General features: G+C 39.8%; 25 protein-coding genes and 1 other annotated feature. Of the genes, 24 read left to right on the top strand and 1 reads right to left on the bottom strand.

Going from position 1 to position 21,650, the window contains the following annotated elements; translation table 11 throughout:
* Positions 1-169: 169 nt before the first annotated feature.
* The 23 genes from LMU01S_RS00405 to LMU01S_RS00305 all read left to right on the top strand — a co-directional run bounded on the left by LMU01S_RS00405 (position 170) and on the right by LMU01S_RS00305 (position 19,769).
* Complete coding sequence (locus tag LMU01S_RS00405) at positions 170-5,326, top strand: mucin-binding protein (protein WP_061773548.1); 5,157 nt, start codon at positions 170-172, stop codon at positions 5,324-5,326.
* 160 nt (positions 5,327-5,486) lie between these two features.
* The gene (lepA, locus tag LMU01S_RS00400; RefSeq protein ID WP_056959442.1) at positions 5,487-7,316 is read left to right on the top strand and encodes a translation elongation factor 4; all 1,830 of its coding nucleotides are present in this window, start codon (positions 5,487-5,489) and stop codon (positions 7,314-7,316) included.
* Between the two features lie 340 nt (positions 7,317-7,656).
* The gene (locus LMU01S_RS10205; RefSeq protein ID WP_225354571.1) at positions 7,657-7,833 is read left to right on the top strand and encodes a hypothetical protein; all 177 of its coding nucleotides are present in this window, start codon (positions 7,657-7,659) and stop codon (positions 7,831-7,833) included.
* Between the two features lie 16 nt (positions 7,834-7,849).
* On the top strand, positions 7,850-8,158 hold the full coding sequence (locus LMU01S_RS00395) for a hypothetical protein (protein ID WP_056959444.1): 309 nt from the start codon (positions 7,850-7,852) through the stop codon (positions 8,156-8,158).
* On the top strand, positions 8,145-8,450 hold the full coding sequence (locus LMU01S_RS00390) for a hypothetical protein (protein WP_056959445.1): 306 nt from the start codon (positions 8,145-8,147) through the stop codon (positions 8,448-8,450). Before LMU01S_RS00395 ends, LMU01S_RS00390 begins: the two co-directional genes overlap by 14 nt.
* Before the next feature lie 163 nt (positions 8,451-8,613).
* A complete protein-coding gene (locus LMU01S_RS00385; RefSeq protein WP_056959447.1) occupies positions 8,614-9,549 on the top strand; it encodes a DMT family transporter in 936 nt (311 codons plus the stop codon).
* A 243-nt stretch (positions 9,550-9,792) separates the two neighbouring features.
* A complete protein-coding gene (locus LMU01S_RS00380) occupies positions 9,793-10,035 on the top strand; it encodes a hypothetical protein (RefSeq protein ID WP_056959450.1) in 243 nt (80 codons plus the stop codon).
* A 22-nt stretch (positions 10,036-10,057) separates the two neighbouring features.
* The gene (locus LMU01S_RS00375) at positions 10,058-10,732 is read left to right on the top strand and encodes a DNA alkylation repair protein (RefSeq protein WP_056959452.1); all 675 of its coding nucleotides are present in this window, start codon (positions 10,058-10,060) and stop codon (positions 10,730-10,732) included.
* Positions 10,733-10,802: 70 nt separating this feature from the next.
* Positions 10,803-10,939: a sequence feature (ribosomal protein L20 leader region), on the top strand.
* A 45-nt stretch (positions 10,940-10,984) separates the two neighbouring features.
* Complete coding sequence (infC, locus tag LMU01S_RS00370; RefSeq protein WP_004047271.1) at positions 10,985-11,485, top strand: translation initiation factor IF-3; 501 nt, start codon at positions 10,985-10,987, stop codon at positions 11,483-11,485.
* Between the two features lie 32 nt (positions 11,486-11,517).
* Positions 11,518-11,718, top strand: coding sequence for a 50S ribosomal protein L35 (gene rpmI / locus LMU01S_RS00365; protein ID WP_004047272.1), 201 nt, complete (start codon positions 11,518-11,520; stop codon positions 11,716-11,718).
* 146 nt (positions 11,719-11,864) lie between these two features.
* A complete protein-coding gene (rplT, locus tag LMU01S_RS00360; protein ID WP_004047273.1) occupies positions 11,865-12,224 on the top strand; it encodes a 50S ribosomal protein L20 in 360 nt (119 codons plus the stop codon).
* 139 nt (positions 12,225-12,363) lie between these two features.
* A complete protein-coding gene (locus LMU01S_RS00355) occupies positions 12,364-12,897 on the top strand; it encodes a YqeG family HAD IIIA-type phosphatase (protein ID WP_004047274.1) in 534 nt (177 codons plus the stop codon).
* Positions 12,890-14,005 carry a ribosome biogenesis GTPase YqeH gene (gene yqeH, locus LMU01S_RS00350; protein WP_056959454.1) on the top strand — a complete coding sequence of 372 codons (1,116 nt, stop codon included), beginning with the start codon at positions 12,890-12,892 and terminating at the stop codon, positions 14,003-14,005. Before LMU01S_RS00355 ends, yqeH begins: the two co-directional genes overlap by 8 nt.
* A 15-nt stretch (positions 14,006-14,020) precedes the next feature.
* Entirely contained in the window at positions 14,021-14,332 is a 312-nt protein-coding gene (gene yhbY / locus LMU01S_RS00345; RefSeq protein WP_056959456.1) for a ribosome assembly RNA-binding protein YhbY, read from the top strand.
* Between the two features lie 12 nt (positions 14,333-14,344).
* Positions 14,345-14,986, top strand: a complete 642-nt coding sequence (locus LMU01S_RS00340) for a nicotinate-nucleotide adenylyltransferase (RefSeq protein WP_056959458.1) — start codon at positions 14,345-14,347, stop codon at positions 14,984-14,986.
* Positions 14,970-15,566, top strand: a complete 597-nt coding sequence (gene yqeK, locus LMU01S_RS00335) for a bis(5'-nucleosyl)-tetraphosphatase (symmetrical) YqeK (protein ID WP_056959460.1) — start codon at positions 14,970-14,972, stop codon at positions 15,564-15,566. The genes LMU01S_RS00340 and yqeK overlap by 17 nt, the downstream gene beginning before the upstream one ends.
* 18 nt (positions 15,567-15,584) lie before the next feature.
* Positions 15,585-15,941: a ribosome silencing factor gene (gene rsfS / locus LMU01S_RS00330; protein ID WP_004047293.1), complete on the top strand. Its 357-nt coding sequence runs from the start codon at positions 15,585-15,587 to the stop codon at positions 15,939-15,941.
* Position 15,942: 1 nt separating this feature from the next.
* A complete protein-coding gene (locus tag LMU01S_RS00325) occupies positions 15,943-16,677 on the top strand; it encodes a class I SAM-dependent DNA methyltransferase (protein ID WP_056959461.1) in 735 nt (244 codons plus the stop codon).
* Positions 16,678-16,691: 14 nt separating this feature from the next.
* Positions 16,692-17,837, top strand: a complete 1,146-nt coding sequence (locus tag LMU01S_RS00320; RefSeq protein WP_056959463.1) for a nucleotidyltransferase — start codon at positions 16,692-16,694, stop codon at positions 17,835-17,837.
* Positions 17,838-17,916: 79 nt separating this feature from the next.
* Entirely contained in the window at positions 17,917-18,465 is a 549-nt protein-coding gene (locus tag LMU01S_RS00315; RefSeq protein ID WP_004047300.1) for a YceD family protein, read from the top strand.
* A gap of 74 nt (positions 18,466-18,539) precedes the next feature.
* Complete coding sequence (gene rpmF / locus LMU01S_RS10200) at positions 18,540-18,716, top strand: 50S ribosomal protein L32 (protein ID WP_004047302.1); 177 nt, start codon at positions 18,540-18,542, stop codon at positions 18,714-18,716.
* 160 nt (positions 18,717-18,876) lie between these two features.
* A complete protein-coding gene (gene yihA, locus LMU01S_RS00310; protein ID WP_056959465.1) occupies positions 18,877-19,470 on the top strand; it encodes a ribosome biogenesis GTP-binding protein YihA/YsxC in 594 nt (197 codons plus the stop codon).
* A complete protein-coding gene (locus LMU01S_RS00305; protein WP_010688827.1) occupies positions 19,470-19,769 on the top strand; it encodes a nucleoside triphosphate pyrophosphohydrolase family protein in 300 nt (99 codons plus the stop codon). Before yihA ends, LMU01S_RS00305 begins: the two co-directional genes overlap by 1 nt.
* Positions 19,770-19,819: 50 nt before the next feature.
* Here the strand turns inward: LMU01S_RS00305 and LMU01S_RS10525 are convergent, their stop codons facing one another.
* Positions 19,820-19,957 (bottom strand): SPJ_0845 family protein, encoded by a 138-nt coding sequence (locus LMU01S_RS10525; protein WP_004047308.1) that lies wholly within the window; start codon positions 19,955-19,957, stop codon positions 19,820-19,822.
* Between the two features lie 222 nt (positions 19,958-20,179).
* On the opposite strand from LMU01S_RS10525, the gene LMU01S_RS00300 reads away from it, so the two are divergent.
* On the top strand, positions 20,180-21,649 hold the full coding sequence (locus tag LMU01S_RS00300; RefSeq protein ID WP_056959467.1) for an ABC transporter substrate-binding protein/permease: 1,470 nt from the start codon (positions 20,180-20,182) through the stop codon (positions 21,647-21,649).
* Position 21,650: the final 1 nt, after the last annotated feature.

Here is a 21,650-nt window from a genome sequence, read left to right as displayed (position 1 = left end):
TAGCCATGTTTTAAATTTGGATTAGATGTAATTGGTACATTGTTTAAGATTGTTGAAAAATAACGTAAAAATTGTACAAAGCATGTTCACTGTATTGTTTTGTTGAAATTAATATGCTAATTTTTTATTGATAAAAATATTAAATAAATATTAATTTCAGGAGGACGCTATGGGTTCGAAAAACAATCTAAAACTTCGCTCTGAAAAAATGGCACAACGCAAAGCAAAGTACAAAATCAAAAAATTGAATGTGGGAGTAGCATCTGTGATGGTCGGGGCTTTACTTGCTTTTTCGAACGCAGATGCTGTCAACGCAGACGGGGTCGATACTGTAACTAATGATGAAAAAACGACTCAGCTTACTGAAAGTACTGAAAATGAGACAGAAGTGGCTTCAACTGAAACACCAGAGGAAAACACAGTTACTTCGGCGCAAACAATTGAGCAAGCCGAGGCAGATAAGAGTGCTGACCAAGGTGTTCCACCAGTTGAAAATAATGAAGTATCATCTGCTGAAAGTACAACTGAAGCGCCACAAGAACAAACGCACGCAACTTTTAGAAGTGCAGTAGCCGATGCGCCAACAGTCAATGCAGGTCAAGTGATCGAAAATAATACTCAAAGTCAAGCAGTAACATTGGATCACGGCGATAATGAAACGCGTAGTATTTCAGTTATGGTTCCAGCGGTTGCGGGAGATACAGTTACGGTCACTGTTCCATATATCTTTACAGCTTCGACTGATCGTAGTATCAATGGTGAGTTGTACAATGTCGATACAGAAACTTCTCCAGTAGCTGATCCGGGATATGTTACTAATAAGACCAGCCAAAATACGACTTTTACGTACAATATCAACACAACAGCTTCATTGACTTTTAATTTAAGATTGATGCCAACTGTTTCTGATTGGTCATTTTTAACACCAGGTTCAAAATTCCAAGTTGTTGTTAAGAAAAATGGGGATGATATTGGTGAGATCACTTATACGATCGGGCAACCGGCCGAGATCACTGCTGTCAACCTCAATTTTGATCAAAATCAAACTGCAGAAAATGGTTTAGTTAAGGATCAAAAATATGTTTTAGGGGTCAATTTAGCTAATAATGGTCAAAAAGACGGTGACAATTTTGCTGGTACAGTAACATTGAACGTTCCAAAGGGCTTTTTAGCTGATACTACAAGCATTGGCTATGCATATGGCTTGACTGATAAGACGGTCGTTGGTGATACAGCTGGTGATTTTGCTACATTAGCTAATGGAAAAAATGTTACGATCAAACAAGCAGCTGCAGGTGAACCAGTCGTTATTGATTTTAATAATGCCAAAACTGATCTATTGAAGGGGTCATTATTATTATTTGGGACATACACAACTGAATTGGCTGCCAGTGATAACAACTTTGATGCTACAGTTGCATACTACTCGATCAACACTGCAGGCGAACGAGCTAAGGATATGATCCAGCAAGCTGTGGGCACAAAGCAGCTCAATTTAGCTGTGGCTACTAAAGTTAATAATTCTTGGGAAGTACAATTCAAGAAAAAAGATGGTGAGATCTACACAGATAATGGTCAAGCTGATGGGGAACACCAATCTGATGATACAAAGTTAGATTACAATGACAATGGTAGTCTGATCCGTTCGATCGAAGTATATAACAATGGTAATGTTGCGCAAGAAAATGTTTTGATCCACTTAGATATTGAGCCAGGTACGATCATGAATGGTGGCGAAGGTGAGTATGCGTTAGCGATCACATCGTCAAGTGAAAACCAGCCAAGCGGTTTAACACGAGCAACATTAACAGATGGCCGTACAGTAGATCTACAAATGGGTAACTTTGTAACTTCTAATGTAAACTCTATTGTTGTTGCTATCGATGATAAAGCGATCAGTGCAGGTGTTGCTAAAGATGGATCTAATATTAAAGCGCTTGATATCGGTTATAAAAATATTGAAGCAGGTACTAAAGTTAAGATCAATTTCAGTAACAATGCGATCTTAGAAAAAGGGACGACTAAGAAGGTCAATGATACAGCAGAGTACAGATATACTGTGACTTCCGATAAAGGACAAGAATTGACTGGGAAAATGTCACTTAATATCAAAGCGCCTAATCCAAGTAAGAACCAGTTTACTGGCAATATCTTGAATTTCAATAGTACTTCTTACCAACCAACGAGTGAAAATGGTGGTAATATTGCAACGATCACATACCAGATCCGAAATATCGTTCAATATAATGACATTCCAAGCTCTTACTTTATTGCGATCCCTCAAGGATTTGACCTAGAAGATACTAGTCAATTACACGTTTACAAACGTGGGGGTGCACTTTACGAAGATGCTGTTGTTGAAGATCTAGGATATATCGGGATCAATGGGGAACGGATGTTTAAGATCAGTTTACCTGAAACACCTTGGTATCGTACGCCTGTTTTGATCAATGGGACTTCTTACACAACACCGTTGAAGATCGTAGCAAATAAGAATCAATTGCCGTTATCCTATGCTTATCCTGAAAACGGGATGAGTTTATTCATGGAGCTTAACGAAAATGATCAAGTTTCCGCACCAACTAATGGTTTTGCTAATATTAGTGAAGTCACGTTGCGGGATGGCAAGACTTATAAGGTTCGATCAACTAACTTAGGTTTCTATAAGACTCCAAATGAAGTGAGTTACAGTTTCACTTATCCATCAACTTACGGTCCGATGAATGGGATCAAAGCAGCAGACGATGGAAAATATACCGAAGAAACAGGAACGACCAAGTTAGCATATAGTAGTTCAAAAGAGTTGGCTAACTCTAAAGGAACGATCCGCTTAGCTAATGTTTTGACGGATAAGGGTATTTCAGAATACTCCTATAATGTCATCAATTTACCTAGCGTAGCAAATGGGGATAATGCGACGATCGTTTTAACTGGTGAAGGTGTTGATAAAGTAACGACTACAGGAACTGGTAATGGGCAATTACTATTTGCCTATACACCATTTGTAGGTGATCAAGTAACTGAAGCTGCTCTAGTAGACTTTGTGACAGCTGATCAAGTAACAGATTGGTCTAAAGTAAAAGCAGTGGTCCTTAAATCAGATAAATTAGATCCAAGTGCAACCGCGATGGCTGAATTAGGCTTTAAGATCACTGGTATTAAGGATGGTTCTAGTGTAGTCGGTGTTACACTTCAAGATCACTTTACTGGCGAACATGGGAATTCAACAGGTATCAGTGGTATCTATAATGTTGCCCCAACTTACAAATTAGAGATCCAACGTTATGTAGATGTTACAACAAGGTGGATCGATACAGATGGTAACGAGATCCAAGCGCCAGACACTCAAAGCATCATGTCAGGTGATCCATATGTAACAACTGGTATCACACGTCCACACTATAAATTTGTTAAAGTTGAAGGTCAGCCTGCAGGTGTTACAGCAGGTCAAGATATTGTAGTTACCTATATCTATGAAGCTGACAAAGAGATCGAAGCTCAAAGTGTTAAATTTGAACAAACGATCAACTATGTCTATGCTGAAAATAACCAGTCAGCTGCGCCAACAGTGACAAAAACTATTACATTCACACGTGATAAGGTTAATAATTTGGCTTTAAATAAGGTAACTTATACACCGTGGATGGCCGATGGTACGGAAGCAACTGAAGCAAGCTTTGCGACAGTTATTTCACCAGAGCTCACAGGCTATACAGCTGATCAAAAAGAAGTAGCAGCGATCACAGTAACACCAACAGATGAAAATAAGGCTTATGTAACGACGGTCAAGTATACTAAAAATCCAACTGAAAATGTAACTGAAGATAAAACGGTAACACGTACGATCAATTACATTTACGCAGATGGCACTCAAGCTGTAGCACCAAATATTGCAATTAAAACATTTACGCGTACTGGGATCAAGGATACTGTGACTGATGAGATCACATGGGATGCGTGGAGTAAAGCCCAAGAGTTTGGCGCAGTGACCAGCCCAGTTCTAAAAGGCTACACAGCTGATAAAGCAGAAGTAGCTGCCCAAAGTGTGACCGCTGATAGTACAAATACCGAAGTAACGGTGACCTACACGAAACAAGCAGCAGCTGAAGTGAGCGAAACAAAAGAAGTAACGCGCGCGATCAACTATGTTTATGCAGATGGCAGCCAAGCATCTGAACCGGTTATCGAAACAAAGACGTTCACAAGAACAGGAGCTAAAGACGCTGTGACCGATGAGATCACATGGAATGCCTGGAGTAAAGCCCAAGAGTTTGGCGCAGTGACCAGCCCAGTTCTAAAAGGCTACACAGCTGATAAAGCAGAAGTAGCTGCCCAAAGTGTGACCGCTGATAGTGCAAATGCTGAAGTAACGGTAACGTACACGAAACAAGCAGCAGCTGAAGTGAGCGAAACAAAAGAAGTAACGCGCACGATCAACTATGTTTATGCAGATGGTAGCCAAGCATCTGAACCAGTTGTCGAAACAAAGACGTTTACGAGAACAGGAACTAAAGACGCTGTGACTGATGCGATCACTTGGGGAGCATGGAGTAGCGCTCAAGAATTTGCTAGTGTAATGAGCCCACAGATCTCTGGTTATTGGGCTGATCGGACAAGCGTTCCAGCTACCACAGTTGATCATATGAGTCCTGATCAAGTCGAACGTGTTGTTTATACAGCAAACTACAGCTTGACAGAACGCTTTGTAGATAATGCGGGCAATGAATTAGTTCCAAGCATCGTTAAGAGAGATCTCTTTGTACCAGGCATGAGTTTTGACAATACTGCTGATGCTAAAGTGATCACGGGTTACGTTTTACAAAAGATCGAAAATGGTGTTGGAACATTTGGTGAAGGTGATGAAACCACCACATTCATTTACGCAAAAGTCGGTAATATCGTTTCTGTTGATGAAAATGGTAATGCCTTAGTTCCGCCAGTGCCATATGAAAACGATAAGGATGATCCTTCTGGTGTTGCACCACATCAAAAGGTACCAACGATCCCAGGGTATAAGGCAGAAGTAGAGTTTGTTGATCCAACTGATCCTACTTCAGATACGGTCGTTAAATATGTGGCTGAAAAAGCAGCAGAAGTACCAAAAGTACCTGAAAAACCAGAACCAGCTAAAAAAGAGAGCGTAACTGTCTTGACCTCTCAAGCAGCAACAAAGGTAACTACACCGGTTACAAACGAAACTAAAGTTGCTGAATTACCACAAATGGGTGATGATGCTAAAACACAAGCAACAGGTATTGGTGCGATGTTGATCGCCTTAGCAGGGATTTTAGGCTTAGGTGTTAAAAATAAGCGCAAAGAAGACTAAAATAGATTTTTAAAATAACTAGAGTGTAGCCAAAAACTATGCTCTAGTTATTTTTTGGTAAAATTGACGCTGACCTGTAAAACAGGCTATAATTGTTAGTTAGAGAGTATTGAGTTGGGTGAAGGATTTTTCTTGCCCACTAGAAAGTAGGAAGAGCGAAATGGATTTTGAAAAAATGTCGGAGCGCCAAAAGCATATTCGGAATTTTTCGATCGTTGCTCATATTGACCATGGGAAATCGACCTTAGCTGATCGCATTTTGGAATTGACTGATACGGTCTCAAAACGTGAAATGCAAGATCAGTTGCTCGATTCGATGGATCTGGAGCGCGAACGTGGGATCACGATCAAATTAAATGCAGTAGAACTTCATTATCATGCAAAAGATGGAGAAACTTACATTTTCCACTTGATCGATACGCCTGGGCACGTGGACTTTTCATATGAAGTTTCACGATCATTGGCGGCTTGTGAAGGTGCTGTTTTAGTGGTCGATGCAGCGCAAGGTATCGAAGCCCAAACTTTGGCAAATGTTTATTTAGCATTAGATGATGACCTTGAGATCGTACCAGTGATCAATAAGATCGATCTGCCTTCAGCTGAACCAGAGCGTGTGCGCCAAGAGATCGAAGACGTGATCGGTCTGGATGCTTCTGAGGCAGTCTTGGCTTCAGCTAAAAACGGGATCGGGATCGAAGAGATGCTAGAAGAGATCGTTCAAAAAGTTCCAGCACCAAGTGGCGATCTAAAAGCACCGTTAAAAGCGTTGATCTTTGATTCGGTCTATGATGATTACCGTGGTGTTGTATTGAGCTTACGGGTCTTTGATGGAACTGTAAAACCTGGTGATAAGGTCCGTTTGATGAATAGTGGCGCGGAATACGAAGTTATTGAAGTTGGGGTCAACTCACCTAAGCCGATCAAACGCGACTTCTTGATGGCTGGGGATGTAGGATATTTAACTGCAAGTATCAAGGATATTCAAGATACACGTGTTGGTGATACCTTAACGCATGCTGATGATCCAACTGAAAAACCATTAGCGGGTTATCGTGAAATGAGCCCAATGGTGTATTCTGGACTTTATCCGACCGATAATGCTAAATATAACGACCTGCGTGAAGCACTAGAAAAATTAAAGTTAAATGATGCAGCGCTCGAATTTGAACCTGAGACCTCGCAAGCTTTAGGTTTTGGCTTTAGATGTGGTTTCTTGGGATTATTGCATATGGATGTTATCCAAGAGCGTTTGGAACGTGAATTTGGAATGGAATTGATCACTACAGCACCATCCGTAACATATGATGTTGAGTTGACAGATGGCTCACATGTTAGTGTTTCTAATCCATCTGAAATGCCAGATGTTCCAACGATCAAACAGATCAACGAACCTTACGTTAAAGCTGAGATCATGGTCCCAAGTGATTATGTTGGAGCGGTGATGGAATTATGCCAGGCTAAGCGTGGGAATTTTGTCACAATGGATTACCTTGATGACTATCGGGTGAATGTTATCTATGAAATGCCACTATCAGAGATCATCTTTGATTTCTTTGATAAATTAAAATCTAGTACTCGTGGTTACGCTTCACTTGATTATGAACTTGATGGAACACGTCCAAGTGATCTGGTCAAGATCGATATCTTGTTGAACGGCGATAAAGTCGATGCCTTGAGTTTTATTGCACACCGGCAATTTGCCCAACAACGGGCACGGGTCATTACGGATAAGCTAAAGACGATCATTCCACGGCAAAACTTTGAAATTCCGATCCAAGCAGCGATCGGGGCTAAGATCATTGCACGGACTAATATCAAAGCTTATCGTAAAGACGTAACGGCGCGGATCCATACGGGTGATCCTGACCGGCGTGCAAAATTATTGGACAAGCAAAAACGCGGTAAGAAGCGGATGAAAGCTGTTGGACGTGTAGTTGTTCCACAAGATGCATTCATGGCTGTCTTAAAAACTGACGAAGAGATCAAATAGTTTAGTTATCTCCCCAAAGTTATACTTTGGGGGGATTTTTTTGTTTGATACAATGATAAAAAATTAGAGAACATTAGATAAACAGAGCGAGAAGCGACTTGGTGAATTACCTAAACAAGCTACTAAAGGAAAACTACAGGCATGACAGAAGGGGCAGCAGAAAGTTTAGTCGCAATCATCGTTTTAGAGCAAATTTTGCATAATATTTACTGGCTAGTCCACGTGTGTTGGATGTCAAAGAGGCGATCGCCAATGATCCATCAAGTAGCGTTACATTATTTTGTGATCAGAATGATCTTGAATTTGAAAAAAGCATTTATCAGATGCCTAGATCGAAGAAATGATCGCATCATATACTAAAGAACGGCTCTGGGACAGCGAACAAGCTACCCAAAATCTCAAGCAGATCCAACAATATCAGACTAAGACAACAGATTTTAGTAAGGATTTATTGAAAGTAGCTAAAAATATCCAAGACGATGACACCAACGCAAGTAAGGAACTATTTAAATATTGAACTGAGGGAAAAACCAATGAAAAGTAGGCAAGCTAAGCAATTCGAGGCGATCTTAAAAGAACAACAAAAAATTTTAGAACGCTTAGCGATCCAAGCCTTGATCGCGACTAAAGTTACCAAAGTAAAATCATTAAAGCAAAATTCGACTTCAGAGCTAGCTGAATTAGCAAGTGCGGTGGATCATCAAACAATCCAAGTTTTGCCTGAGTCTCTAGTAGGTGCATTGCAAGAAAAGACTGTGCAGGCAGCTAAAAGTTATCTAGGTGCCATCAAGTGTCCTAAATTAGTTACACCACTTCAGCAGGTAGGCGATGAAACAAACTAAACAAGAAATGGTAGAAGAATATTTGTATAAAAAACGACAATTCAATGCACAAAAAATGGAATTGTCCGATCAATTATCGTGTTTTAGGCGTGAAACAGAGCAACTGGTAGCTCAAGTAATGTATTTAACGCGAAATGATATTTGGGATAGAGCCCAGTTTTATCGGACAGTCGAAGCAAGTGTTGCTAAAGTTGAACAGGCAGCGGCCAATTACACCAGATATTTAGCAGACAAGGAACACGATGCAACTATTGAATATAAACGCCAGATCGAACCCAGATACGATCTATGAAAGGTGGGTATAGAAATAATGGACAAAATTGCTGGATGAAAAAATGATGAAGCTATTGACAGATGATATATGTTCGAAACGAGCTTCTTTGTAACTTTTTCTAACATGGTATATTGCCAAATCAGTTCTTTCCGAATATAATAAAATATTTGGAGGGAATAAAATGAAAGCAACGTCTAGTAACGTTATGAAGGGGATCTTTTGGTCAGCTGTTGCTTCGGCTGTCTGGGGGATCTCTGGTACAACGGTTCAATTTATTTCACAAAATCAAAACCTCCCAGCTGATTGGTATTTGTCGATCAGAACTATGGGTGCAGGCGTGATTTTGTTGATCATTAGTTTACTTATGTATGGTAAGAAGACATTTGGTGTCTTTTCGTCATGGAGAACATTTGGGCATTTATTAGCTTATGCGATCTTTGGTTTGATGGCTAACCTGTTGACATTTTATATTTCGATTCAAAAAGGTAATGCTTCAGCAACTACGATCTTGCAATATCTAAGTCCATTGTTTATTGTTTTAGGTGGGATCTTCATCAAAAAGCAACGCCCATTGTCGACAGATATGCTCGCCTTTGTCGTTGCCCTAGTTGGGGTCATTTTAGCAATTACAAAGGGTGATTTTACGCAAATGTCGATCCCAATGGATTCATTACTTTGGGGGATCGGTTCTGGTATAACGGCCGCATTTTATGTTGTTTTACCAAAGCCGATCGCAAAAGATCATCCACCGATCGTGATCTTAGGCTGGGGGACTTTTATCGCAGGGGTGTTATTTAACGCATATCGTCCTGTGTGGGTCGATCCTCCAGTGATCACGGGTGGAGTAGTTCTTTCGATCTCAACGGTCATCTTGTTGGGTACGATCATTCCATTTGGTTTATTGCTATACAGTTCACGTTTTGCGCCATCCGATGTTATTAGTATCATGGATGCTTTACAACCAGCTACGACAGCGGTCTTGAGTGTGATCTTCTTAGGCCTTGGGATGAATTGGGTCGAAGTAGTCGGGATCGTGTTGGTTATCGTAGCGATCTATATTTTACAACGTGGTCGCAAAAATATGGAACAAGTCGGTTACCGCGAAGAAGATTTTTAAATATATTTTTATGACTGATCATGACAAAAAGTTATGGTCAGTTTTTTTATGGAAATGGAACTATGTAATTGTTAGAATGAAGCTAATAAGTTTTTAGTAGGTGATCTTATGCCACATCAGACGTTAGATGAAAATTTACCGCTAAATAATGTTGTTCCTTGTAAATCAGCTATGCGTAAAGCTAGCTAACTACAGTAGTTACTTTACTGGATTTGGTAATATCTTTTTGTATCAAGTAAGTTATTGATCGCTACTGATTTTATTAGTAAATATCGGATCAATAGTGGATTTGATCTACCGTTAAAATTTGAAAAAGTAGTTGAGGAAGGGAACATTTTAGATGTGATCGACGTTTCTAAGGTAATAAAAGCTAAACGTGCGCGTAGGATCCAGGCTGGAATAGATGTCAAGGGGATTTTTGGTAATTTAGCTATAACGCAGAGATTTTTAGATCGTTTAGAGAAGAATGGAAAATTTAAGAAATGATCGGAAGTGACGAAAAACTTAAATGAAAACAAAAAATGATTTATTTACTTTGCTAGATACGCTGAGTCTAGCAGGTGATGTCAAGCAAGCTGACGGTATGTCAGCGTATATGCGTGATCAATTTGAATTTTTAGGTATCAAAACGCCTAAGCGCCGGCAACTTTGCCGTGAAGTTTTTAAAGATGCCAAAAAATCAGCTAAGATAGATTGGGAGTTTGTTGAACTCTGTTGGCAAAAGCCCCAAAGAGAATATCAATATGTTGCCTGTGACTATTTAGTGCAAATGAAGAAATTTACGACATTAGAAGATCTGCCTAAGTTGAAAAAATTGATCATAACTAAGTCATGGTGGGAAACAGTCGATACTTTAGTTAAAGTGTTCACGGACTTGTATTTACGCTACCCAACTGAAATGACGCAGCTAATGCTTACTTGGAGTAATGATAGTAATTTATGGGTCAAAAGGATCGCGCTCGAATTTCAATTATTATTAAAGAAGCAAACTGATACAAAACTCTTAGCTAAGATCATCATAAATAATTTTGGTAGTGATGAATTTTTTATCAATAAAGCGATCGGTTGGGCCTTGCGTGACTATTCCAAGACAGATCCTAAGTGGGTGGCTGAATTCATTGCAACATACGGTAACGATTTGTCTGCTCTCAGTATTCGTGAGGGGGGTAAATATCTTGTGTAAGATAAAACTCAACTTTTTTGAAAAAATTAGTTGTTTCAACATGGAAGTTATGTTATTCTATAACAGTTGAGAAAAAAAGCAGAGGCTCCCGCTTCTCGCCTAGGGGACAATTAGTCCCGGGGCAGAATTATGAAATGTAATTCCGATAAAAACGGATCTGTGCGGGTGTCTTGTAGTTTTACGAGATACCCGCATTTTTTCTGCATTTTCTCTGAATTTTTTTGGAGGTGAAACGCCATAGCAGTTGATAAGATGGTAAACGAAGGCATTCGCGCACGTGAGTTACGCTTGATTGCTGATGATGGTTCCCAGTTGGGGGTCAAATCTAAGCAAGAAGCTTTGAAGTTGGCAGAGCAAGCTAACTTAGACCTTGTTTTGGTAGCACCTAAAGCAAAACCACCTGTTGCCAAGATCATGGATTATGGGAAGTATCGTTTTGAGTTGCAGAAGAAACAGCGTGAAGCTCGTAAAAAGCAAAAAGTGATCAACGTTAAAGAAGTTCGTTTAAGCCCAACGATCGATACTAACGATTTTAATACTAAAGTCAAGAATGCACGTAAATTCTTGACGAAAGGTGACAAAGTTAAGGTATCTATTCGCTTTAAGGGTCGTGCGATCACACATAAAGAGATCGGACGCGAAGTTCTTGATAGATTTGCTGCGGAAACAGATGATGTTGCAACAGTCGAATCTAAAGCAAAAATGGATGGACGCAGCATGTTCTTAATGCTTGCGCCTAAAGCCGAAAAATAGGCTGATAGTTTATTTAGGAGGAGTACAGTATTATGCCAAAACAAAAAACACACCGCGCATCAGCAAAACGCTTTAAGCGTACAGGAAATGGTGGTTTGAAGCGTGCTCACGCTTTCACATCTCACCGTTTCCACGGCAAGACAAAGAAACAACGCCGTCAATTGCGTAAGCCAGCAATGGTATCTGCTTCAGATATGAAGCGTATCAAGCAAATGCTTTCTCAAATGAAATAATTATTGAGATTCTATTACTCGGTTGCAATGTAAGATTGCATCATTATTGTGCTTTGCAGAAGCGATTGTTGGATCGTTTTTTCAGCGCACAGATCAGTTTTGTGAATCCCGCATAACGTCGGGCTAAGTTTAAGGAGGAATTAACCATGCCACGTGTTAAAGGTGGAACAGTTACGCGTCAACGCCGTAAAAAAATGATTAAATTAGCTAAAGGATACCGCGGTTCAAAGCATATCCAATTTAAAGTAGCTAAGCAACAAGTTATGAAGTCTTACCAATACGCATTCCGCGATCGTCGTAAGACAAAATCAAACTTCCGTAAATTATGGATTGCTCGTATCAACGCAGCAGCTCGTATGAACGATATCAGCTACAGCAAGTTGATGCACGGTTTAAAATTAGCTAACATTGATGTTAACCGTAAAATGTTAGCTGATCTTGCAATCAGCGATGCAGCTGCTTTCACAGCGCTTGTTGATGAAGCTAAGAAAGCTTTGGCAAAATAATTTGTCACTCATTTAGTTAAAAGGCTGAGACTACTGTTGTCTCGGCTTTTTTCTTTAGCTGTCACATTAAAACTTTGCTAAAAGTAGTTTTGCTAGCATATAATAGTAGTTGGAGACTATATTTTGAAGGAGATATACTTTGCTCAATAAATTTGAACCAACCTGGATGGTCGAGTCGATCTATGATCTTTCACCGACTGAGTTAAAAGAAAAAGGGATCAAGGTCGTGTTGACTGATCTTGATAATACTTTGATCGCTTGGGATAATCCTGATGGCACACCCCAATTGCATGCGTGGTTACACAAGATGGAAGATGCTAAGATCCCGGTGGTCGTAGTGTCAAATAACAAGCATAAGCGGATCGAACATGCTTTAAAAGCTTTAGAACTACCTTTTGTTTCCCGTGCTTTGAAGCCACTTACCCGTGGGATCCAAATTGCTTTGAAGCGCTATGATCTAAAAAAACATGAGGTCGTTTTAGTTGGTGATCAATTGATGACTGATGTAATGGCTGCCAATAATGCTGGGATCCGCAGCATTTTGGTCAAGCCACTAGTGGATTCTGATGCGTGGAACACTAAGATCAATCGTTTCTTTGAAAAGATCGTTAAAAAACGTTTGATCAAAAAAGATAGATTGAGTACAAAATGGGGGCATACATTAGATGACTGAAAATGAAGAATTATACTGTATCGGTTGTGGGGCTAAGATCCAATCTGAAGATAAAACTGAACCTGGTTATACTCCACGAGCAGCGATCCAAAAAGGCTTAGAAAATAATGAGCTTTATTGTCAACGGTGCTTTAGATTACGCCACTACAATGAGGTAGCTGACGTTTCTTTAACTGATGATGACTTTTTGCGTTTGTTAAATCAGATCGGTCAAACGGATGCTTTGATCGTCAATGTTGTCGATATCTTCGATTTTAACGGTTCGCTTATTCCTGGATTACACCGCTTTGTAGGGGATAACCCCGTTTTATTAGTTGGTAATAAAGAAGATCTTTTACCACATTCATTGAAGCGTTCCAAGATCAAAGATTGGATGCGCCAAGAAGCTAACAAACAGGGGCTTCGTCCGGTCGATGTGGCTTTGACTAGTGCCAAACGTGGAAAAGACCTCGAAGATCTGTTAGAATTGATCGACAAATATCGTGAAGGTCGTGATGTATATGTTGTTGGGGTCACTAATGTAGGAAAATCGACTTTGATCAATCGGATCATCAACCAAACGACAGGGGTCAAAGACTTGATCACGACTTCGCGTTTTCCTGGAACAACCCTTGATCGGATCGAGATCCCATTTGGCGACGGTCATTTCTTGATCGATACTCCAGGGATCATCCATAAGCATCAAATGGCACATTATTTATCGCCTAAGGCTTTGCGATTAGCTGCACCTCAAAAAGAGATCAAGCCTAAAGTGTATCAGTTAAACGAAGGCCAAACTCTCTTTTTTGGCGCTTTAGCTCGTTTTGATTATATCTCTGGGGGAAAGCAAGGTGTGATCGTTTATACCGATAATAATTTAATGCTCCATCGGACTAAGACTGAAAAGGCGACTGAATTTTATGCTAAACATGCAGGTACGTTATTGACCCCACCGACAGCTGAAGAAATGAAAGATTTTCCAAAGCTAGTGCGTTTTGAATTTAAAACGACCGAAAAAAGTGATCTTGTTTTTGCAGGCTTAGGTTGGGTCACAGTTAAAGCTAATAGTGTCGTTGCAGGCTGGGCCCCTGAAGGAGTAGCTGTTATTTTAAGAAGAGCGATGGTTTAAGAGAGGAATTAGAATATGAAACTTAAGGGTAAACAAAAACGCTATCTACGTGCTCAAGCACACGGAATGCGTCCGTTATTTCAAGTGGGTAAGGAAGGTTTGAGTGCTAACTGGCTTGCTCAGATCGAAGATGCCATTGAAAAACGTGAATTATTTAAGGTAAATATCTTACAAAATGCGTTAGTCGAAGATGAAGAAGTGATCGAGTTTATCGAAGACAATACCGATATCCAAGTCGTTCAAAAGATCGGTCATGTTTTAGTATTGTTCAAACAAGCAGATAGACGTGATAATCGTTCATATTCACTTGAAGTTACTAAACTCTAAGAGGTGGGTAAGATGCTAAAGACCGAAACAACGGTGGCTTCTAAAGTCCAAGTTCAACCTATAAAAGCTGATAGCCGTGAACGGATCGGGATCATGGGTGGGACCTTTAATCCACCTCATTTAGGCCATTTGATCATGGCTAAGCAGGTGCAAGAGCAACTTGATCTAGATAAAGTATTATTTATGCCAGATAATTTGCCCCCACACATTGATCAAAAAGCTGCGATCGCTGCCAAATATCGTGTGCACATGGTCGAAATGAGTATTGCTTCTGAGCCTAAATTTCAACTCGAAGATATTGAGATCAGACGTGGTGGGGTCAGCTACACTTACGATACTGTCCAGGAGCTAAAGAAGCTATATCCCAATGCTGATTTTTATTTTATCATTGGAGGGGATATGGTCGAGTATTTGCCTAAATGGTATAAGGTCGATGAATTGGTCAAAATGATCCAATTTGTTAGTGTAGAACGCAAAGGCTACGCCAAAAAAAGTGACTACCCTTTGATCTGGGTCGATGTTCCGCGGATCGATATCAGTTCATCGATGATCCGTGAAAAAGTACAACAAGGACGCTCGATCAAGTACTTGGTAACAAGTGAAGTGGAAAATTATATCAAACAAGAAGGTCTTTATCATGACACAAACAGTTGAATACCAAAAACATTATTACGCTGGTTCACGTAAAGAGCTGATCGCTAAAGTCAAAGAACAGGTCAGTGAAAAACGGTTTAAACACATTTTAGGGGTCGAACAAGCTGCGTTAGAATTAGCCCGAGCTAACGATTATGAGCTTGAAAAAGCTAGTGTGGCAGCGCTAGTCCATGATTATGCTAAAGAACGTAGCGAAGCAGAGTTTAAAGCGCTGATCGTTCAAACTGGATTAGAACAAGACTTACTAAATTGGAACAATTTTATCTGGCATGGAGTTGTAGGCGCTGAGATCATCAAAAAAGAATTAAAGATCACCGATGAAGAGATCTTAAATGCAGTCCGACGCCATACAGTGGGCGCTAAAGAAATGACAACGTTAGATCAGATCGTGTATGTAGCTGATTATATCGAACCAGGCCGTGATTTTCCAGGGGTCGACCAAGCACGTCAGCTAGCTGCTGAAAGTCTACGTGCAGCAGTTGAGTTTGAAACTAAGCATACATTGCTATATTTGATGAATAATAATAAAACAATTTATCCCGCTGCGATCTTGACATATAATGCATATGTCGCATCGTAGCCTATTTAGGAGGACTATATGAACAGTCAAGAATTATTAGAATTAGTTGTTCGCGCTGCAGATAGCAAGCGTGCAGAAGATATCGTTGCTTTAGATGTCCAAAATATCAGTTTATTAGCTGATTATTTTGTGATCATGCAAGCCGGTTCTGAAAGACAAGTCAAAGCTGTAACTGAAGCGATCGTTGAAAAAGTTCATGAAGCAAATGAAGATATCAAAAGTGTTGAAGGCAAAGATGGCGCTAACTGGATCTTACTTGATCTAGGGGATGTGATCGTGCATGTCTTTAAAGAAGAAACACGGCAATTCTATAACTTAGAAAAGTTATGGTCTGATGCACCATTAGTTGATATCGAAGAATGGGTCAAAGACTAAGATGATCTATTCGAGTTTTGCCAAGCTCTATGACGAGCTAATGGAACCGACGATGTATGATCAATGGTTAGATTTTGTTGAACAAGAGCTTCCTAAGACTACGGGGCAGATATTAGATCTAGCCTGTGGTGCCGGACGTTTAGCGGTCATGTTGGCTCAAAATGGTTATCAAGTTTCAGGAGTCGATCTATCAGAAGAAATGCTAGCTTTAGCTGAAATGCATGCTAGGGAAGCCAATTTAGCGATCCCATTTATGCAAGGAAATATGTTAGACTTGAGCGAACTAGGCCAGTATAGTGCGGTGACTTGTTTTGCGGACTCATTTTGTTACTTACAAGATGGAGCTCAAGTACTTCAAGCTTTTAAAGAAGTTTATCAACATCTAGAAAATAATGGAAAATTTATTTTTGATGTGATCACACCTTATCAAACTGATGAGGTCTATCCAGGCTACATGTATAACTATACTACTGAAGATCAAGCCTTTATCTGGAGTAGTTTTGCTGATGAATTTGAGCATAGTGCGGTCCATGAATTGACCTTTTTTGTTTGGAATGAGGCACTGGCGAGTTATGAAAGAGTCAGTGAGATCCATCATGAACGAACTTATGAATTAGAAGTTTACCAGCGGCTATTGACCCAAGCGGGATTCAAGGATATCACGGTAAGTGCTGACTTTGGTAAGAGTGAGCTTACTTTAGAAACGACGCGGTGGTTTTTTAGTTGCCATAAGTAAATAGGGGGATAAACATGCCAGTTGCGGGAATTATTGCTGAATATAATCCATTTCATAATGGACATCTTTACCAGATAAAGGAAGTCAAAAAAAAGTTCCCCGATGCACCTTTAGTGGTAGCGATGAGTGGAAATTTTTTGCAACGGGGCGAACCAGCTAGCTTTGACAAGTGGACGCGGGCCCAACAAGCTCTAGCTAATGGAGCTGATCTTGTGGTCGAGATGCCGGTTTTGGCCTGTGTTCAACCAGCGGATCGTTTTGCTTTTAATGGGGTCTCGATCCTAGCCTCATTAGGCGTGACAGATCTATTTTTTGGGGCTGAGCATGCAGAATATGATTTTACCGCGTATGCGCGCTTAGTCCAAAGTGCACACGGTGATTTTAAAACATATAATGAATCTTATGCGGCAACATTTCAAAAAGCAGTTGCTGCTAAGATCGGCCATAACGTCGATCAGCCAAATGATCTTTTAGGGCTGGCGTATGCTAAAGCAAATTTAAAGTTGGGCGAGCCTTTGTGCTTGAATCCGATCCAGCGCAAAAATGCAAATTATCATGAAATAAGTTTAAAAGCTGGAACGATCGCTAGTGCGACTGCGATCAGACAGCATTATCTAGCGGGAAATTTAGCGAAACTGAGCGCTTATGTCCCTGCGGCTACGTTAAAGACACTAAAAACGCAAAACTTACTGACGTGGGATGATTTTTTTCCATATTTAAAGTATAAATTGCTGTCAACTACGCCAGCACGATTAAGTGAGATCTACGGAATGGCTGAAGGAATCGAATATCGCTTAAAAGAGCAAATGGAACGGTTACCGAGCACAGCTGATTTTGATCAATGGCTAAAAGCAGTCAAGACCAAGCGTTTCACATATACGCGTTTGTCACGCTTAGCCTGTGCCTTACTATTAGATCTAACCCCTGCTGAGCTCAAAGAGTATGACCAAGCTCCATATATGCGTCTTTTAGGCTTTAATGCCAAGGGGCAACAGGTATTGCGTCGAGCTAAGAAGACGAGTGCATATCAGATAATTGCTAAAGTTTCTAAGGATGATAAAAATGCGATTTATCGCGTTGACTATCGTGCTGGGAAAATTTACCAGCTTCAAAATCAGCTAGAACAGGATCTAAAAAGAGCGCCAATACGCATTTTTTAAATAGGTGTCAAGGAAAAAGCATTGACAAAGCTTTTTAAAGCAAGTATAATCAATTTTGTTGCATTAGGAGGAATATAGCATGAAATGGTCATTAAATGAGTTGCGCCAAACTGCTGATGAGCCGTTGATGTTTGAAGAGACTTTAGATCTTAAAGCTTCTTTAACAAAACGGCGTCCAGAGATTCTGGATGTTTCCCCGGTATTGGTCAAGGGTGTCTTTTCCGTTGATGAATTAGGTGTCTTAGGCTATGCCAAAGTTAAAACGACAGTCACATTACCTTCAACGCGTTCACTTGAACCAGCTGAAGTTGACTTAGAGTTTGAATTTACGGAACATTATGTCAGTCATCATGAGCGTGATCTTTCACGGTTTGAGGATACAGATGTTGTGATCGTTTTAGAAAATGACATTTTAGATCTCAATAGTGTGATCGAAGACAATATTTTGTTACAAATTCCGATGCAGGTTTTAACAAAAGCCGAACAACAAGATGATGCGACAATGCCTAACGGTGGCGATTGGAACGTTGTCAGTGAAGGTGAGTTAAAGAAAATGCAAAAAGATGAAGATGGTGTTGATCCACGTTTGGCTAAACTCAAGGATTTTTTCGAAAATGCTAAAGATTAGTTGCAAAAGTGATGAATAACAAGTAAAATTCTTTTTGTTGGATATTTTTAAAATTTTGAAGGAGGTGTTTCTCGATGGCTGTACCAGCACGTAAAACATCTAAAACACGTAAGAGATTACGTCGTACACACTACAAATTGTCAGTACCTGGCATGAGCGCTTGCCCTAACTGTGGTGAATTGAGAAAGTCACACCACGTTTGCCCAGCTTGCGGTTTCTACGGTGACAAAGAAGTTGTAAAAACAAAATAATTTTGTCAAATGATGATATGGGACCATGGCCCTATCGTTTTTTCTCAAAGTTCACGCCCCAGATCTGCGGATCATGGGGCGTTTCTTTTTAAGTACACGTAGATGTGGATTTTGTGATAGAATTAGACATAAATGAATTTAACGGAGGTAGCAGATTTATATGGACGTACATAATGTTGAGCTGACGATCAGTGCAGTCCGACCAGAACAGTATCCAGCAGAAGGGTACCCTGAGATCGCCTTGTCAGGGCGCTCCAATGTGGGGAAATCATCACTGATCAACACCTTGATCAATCGTAAAAATTACGCCCGGACATCTAGCCAACCAGGTAAGACACAAACTTTGAACTTTTACAATATTGAAGATGAGTTATATTTTGTTGATGTGCCAGGTTATGGTTATGCAAAAGTTTCGAAAAAAGATCGAGAAAAATGGGGAAAAATGATCGAAACATATTTTGAAACACGGCAAGAATTGCGGGGTGTGATCTCATTAGTCGATGCGCGGCATGAACCGACCGAGCTTGATTGCCAAATGATCGAATTTTTACATTATTACAACTTGCCGATCTTGGTCGTTGGAACTAAGATCGATAAAATTGCTCGTGGTAAGTGGAATAAGAGTGAAAGCATCATTCGCAAAAAATTACGTCTACGTAAAGAAGATAAAGTCATTTTATTTTCAGCAGTTACTAAAACAGGTAAAGAGCAGATCTGGGAATGGATCGATGCACATACAATGGGGGCAAAATAATGGAATTTAATGAATACCAAGTAGCAGCAAATCGAACTCTCTATGGAAATGAACAGGTTTTGACCAATTGTGCTTTAGGTTTAGCTGGTGAAAGTGGACAATTGATCGATCTCGTGAAAGATTATACATTTAAGGGTAAAGATCTTGACCGCGAGAAATTAGTGGCTGAGATGGGAGATGTTTTGTGGTATCTATCTCAGATCGCTCAATGGGCAGATATTCCTTTTGATGAGGTCGCGCAAAAGAATATCGACACCTTGAATCGACGTTATCCAAATGGATTCACCCCGAATGCATAATGATACAAATAATGAGAATGCCAGGAACGAAAACTTCACTGGCATTCTCATTATTTTTTCTTATCCTTATCCTCTTTTTTAGGATCAGTACTTTCTTTTTCTTCGCGCTTGGCTTTTTTTTCAGGCTCGATCGCAAATTTACTGAAGAGATCTTCGAGTTTATTGGTTTGATTGATCTTAAGACCCACGTATATCACCTTACTTTAACTTGTTTACCCCAAGGATAACAGGTCTTTGACTAGATTTCAAATTAGATATATTCAGTATTTTTTTGTATAAAAACAACTTTTTGTGATTATTTATTGCATAAATAATCTTATGGGGGTATAATACCTATAAATTAAAAAATAAGAAGTGGGAGTCAAGCCAGATGGTGCGACACACAAATTTAAAAAAAGGAGCTATTGGAAATGAATAAACTCAAGCAATTTATTTTAATGCTGGTCATGATGTTTGCTGTTTTTTTACCACTTAGTAATTTAACGATCAAAGCTGATCAGACGGATACCTCTTTGGAAGATATCAAAAAAAGTGGGAAATTGGTGGTTGGTTTAAGTGCTGATTACCCACCGTATGAATTTACAGCTAAAGTTGATGGTAAAACAGAGTATGTTGGGATCGATATTGAGATCGCTAAAAAATTGGCAAAAGATCTCGGTGTAAAACTTGAGATCAAAAATATGTCATTTGATTCACTGTTAGTTGCTCTAGAAACAAATAAAGTTGATGCGATCATCTCGGCAATGAACCCGACACCTGAAAGAAAAGCAAGTGTGGATTTTTCTGATATCTATTATTCGGGTAAACAATACATCGTCATCAATAAAAAAGATGCTAGCAAATATAAGAATTTAGCAGATTTCAAGGGACAAACAGTTGGTGCTCAAAATGGGTCATTACAATATAATTTAGTCAAAGATCAAATGCCTGGTACGACTGTCAAAGGGCTTTCGAAGTTAAATAACTTAGTCTTAGCACTACAATCGGGCAAAATCAACGGGATCGCAATGGAAGAACCAACAGCTAAGGCATATGTGGCTAACAATAATCAATTATTAGCCTTTGATCCAGGCTTTTCCGTTAATTCTGATCAAACCGGTTCAGCGATCGCCTTTAGAAAAAATTCGCCTACTTTAGTTGCCGCGGCCAATAAAACATTGGCTCAGATCAAAAAACAAAATTTACTTGATACAAAGTATGTGCCTGAAGCGGCTAAATACATGGAAACTACTACCAAGAACAATACCATGATGAGCTATTGGACATATTTTGCTAAGGGGATCGAATATACTTTGATCATTACTGTTACGGCGGTCTTCTTTGGCTTTATTTTAGGGACACTGCTCTCCTTGATGCGTCTATCTGAGAACAAATTATTGCATAGTATTGCAGTTTGTTATATCGAGTTTATCCGGGGGACACCGTTGATGGTCCAAGTGATGTTTGTTTACTTTGGTGTCGGGGCAGTTATTCAATCCTTACCAGCTTTAGTAGCTGGGATCATTGCAACTGCTTTAAATTCCGCAGCCTATATTGCTGAAGTTATTAGATCAGGGATCGAATCTATCCCAGCAGGTCAAACAGAAGCAGCTCGTTCGTTAGGGATGACACAAAAAGATACGTATCGCTATGTTGTTATTCCACAAGCCTTGAAAAATATTTGGCCAGCTTTAGGTAATGAATTTGTGACCTTGATCAAGGAAAGTTCGATCGTCTCGATCATCGGTGTCGGCGATCTGATGTATCAAACACAATTAGTACAATCTGCGACATATAAAGGTGTCATGCCACTATTTATCGCAATGGTGATCTACTTTATCATGACATTTAGTTTGTCGAAATTGCTCAACCTATTTGAAAGGAAGTTAAACCATGGATAAA

The organism is Ligilactobacillus murinus DSM 20452 = NBRC 14221 (assembly GCF_001591685.1).
Classification (GTDB): Bacteria; Bacillota; Bacilli; order Lactobacillales; family Lactobacillaceae; genus Ligilactobacillus; species Ligilactobacillus murinus.
Note: the sequence above shows the minus strand (reverse complement) of the source record. Positions and strands in the feature narration are given on the sequence as shown.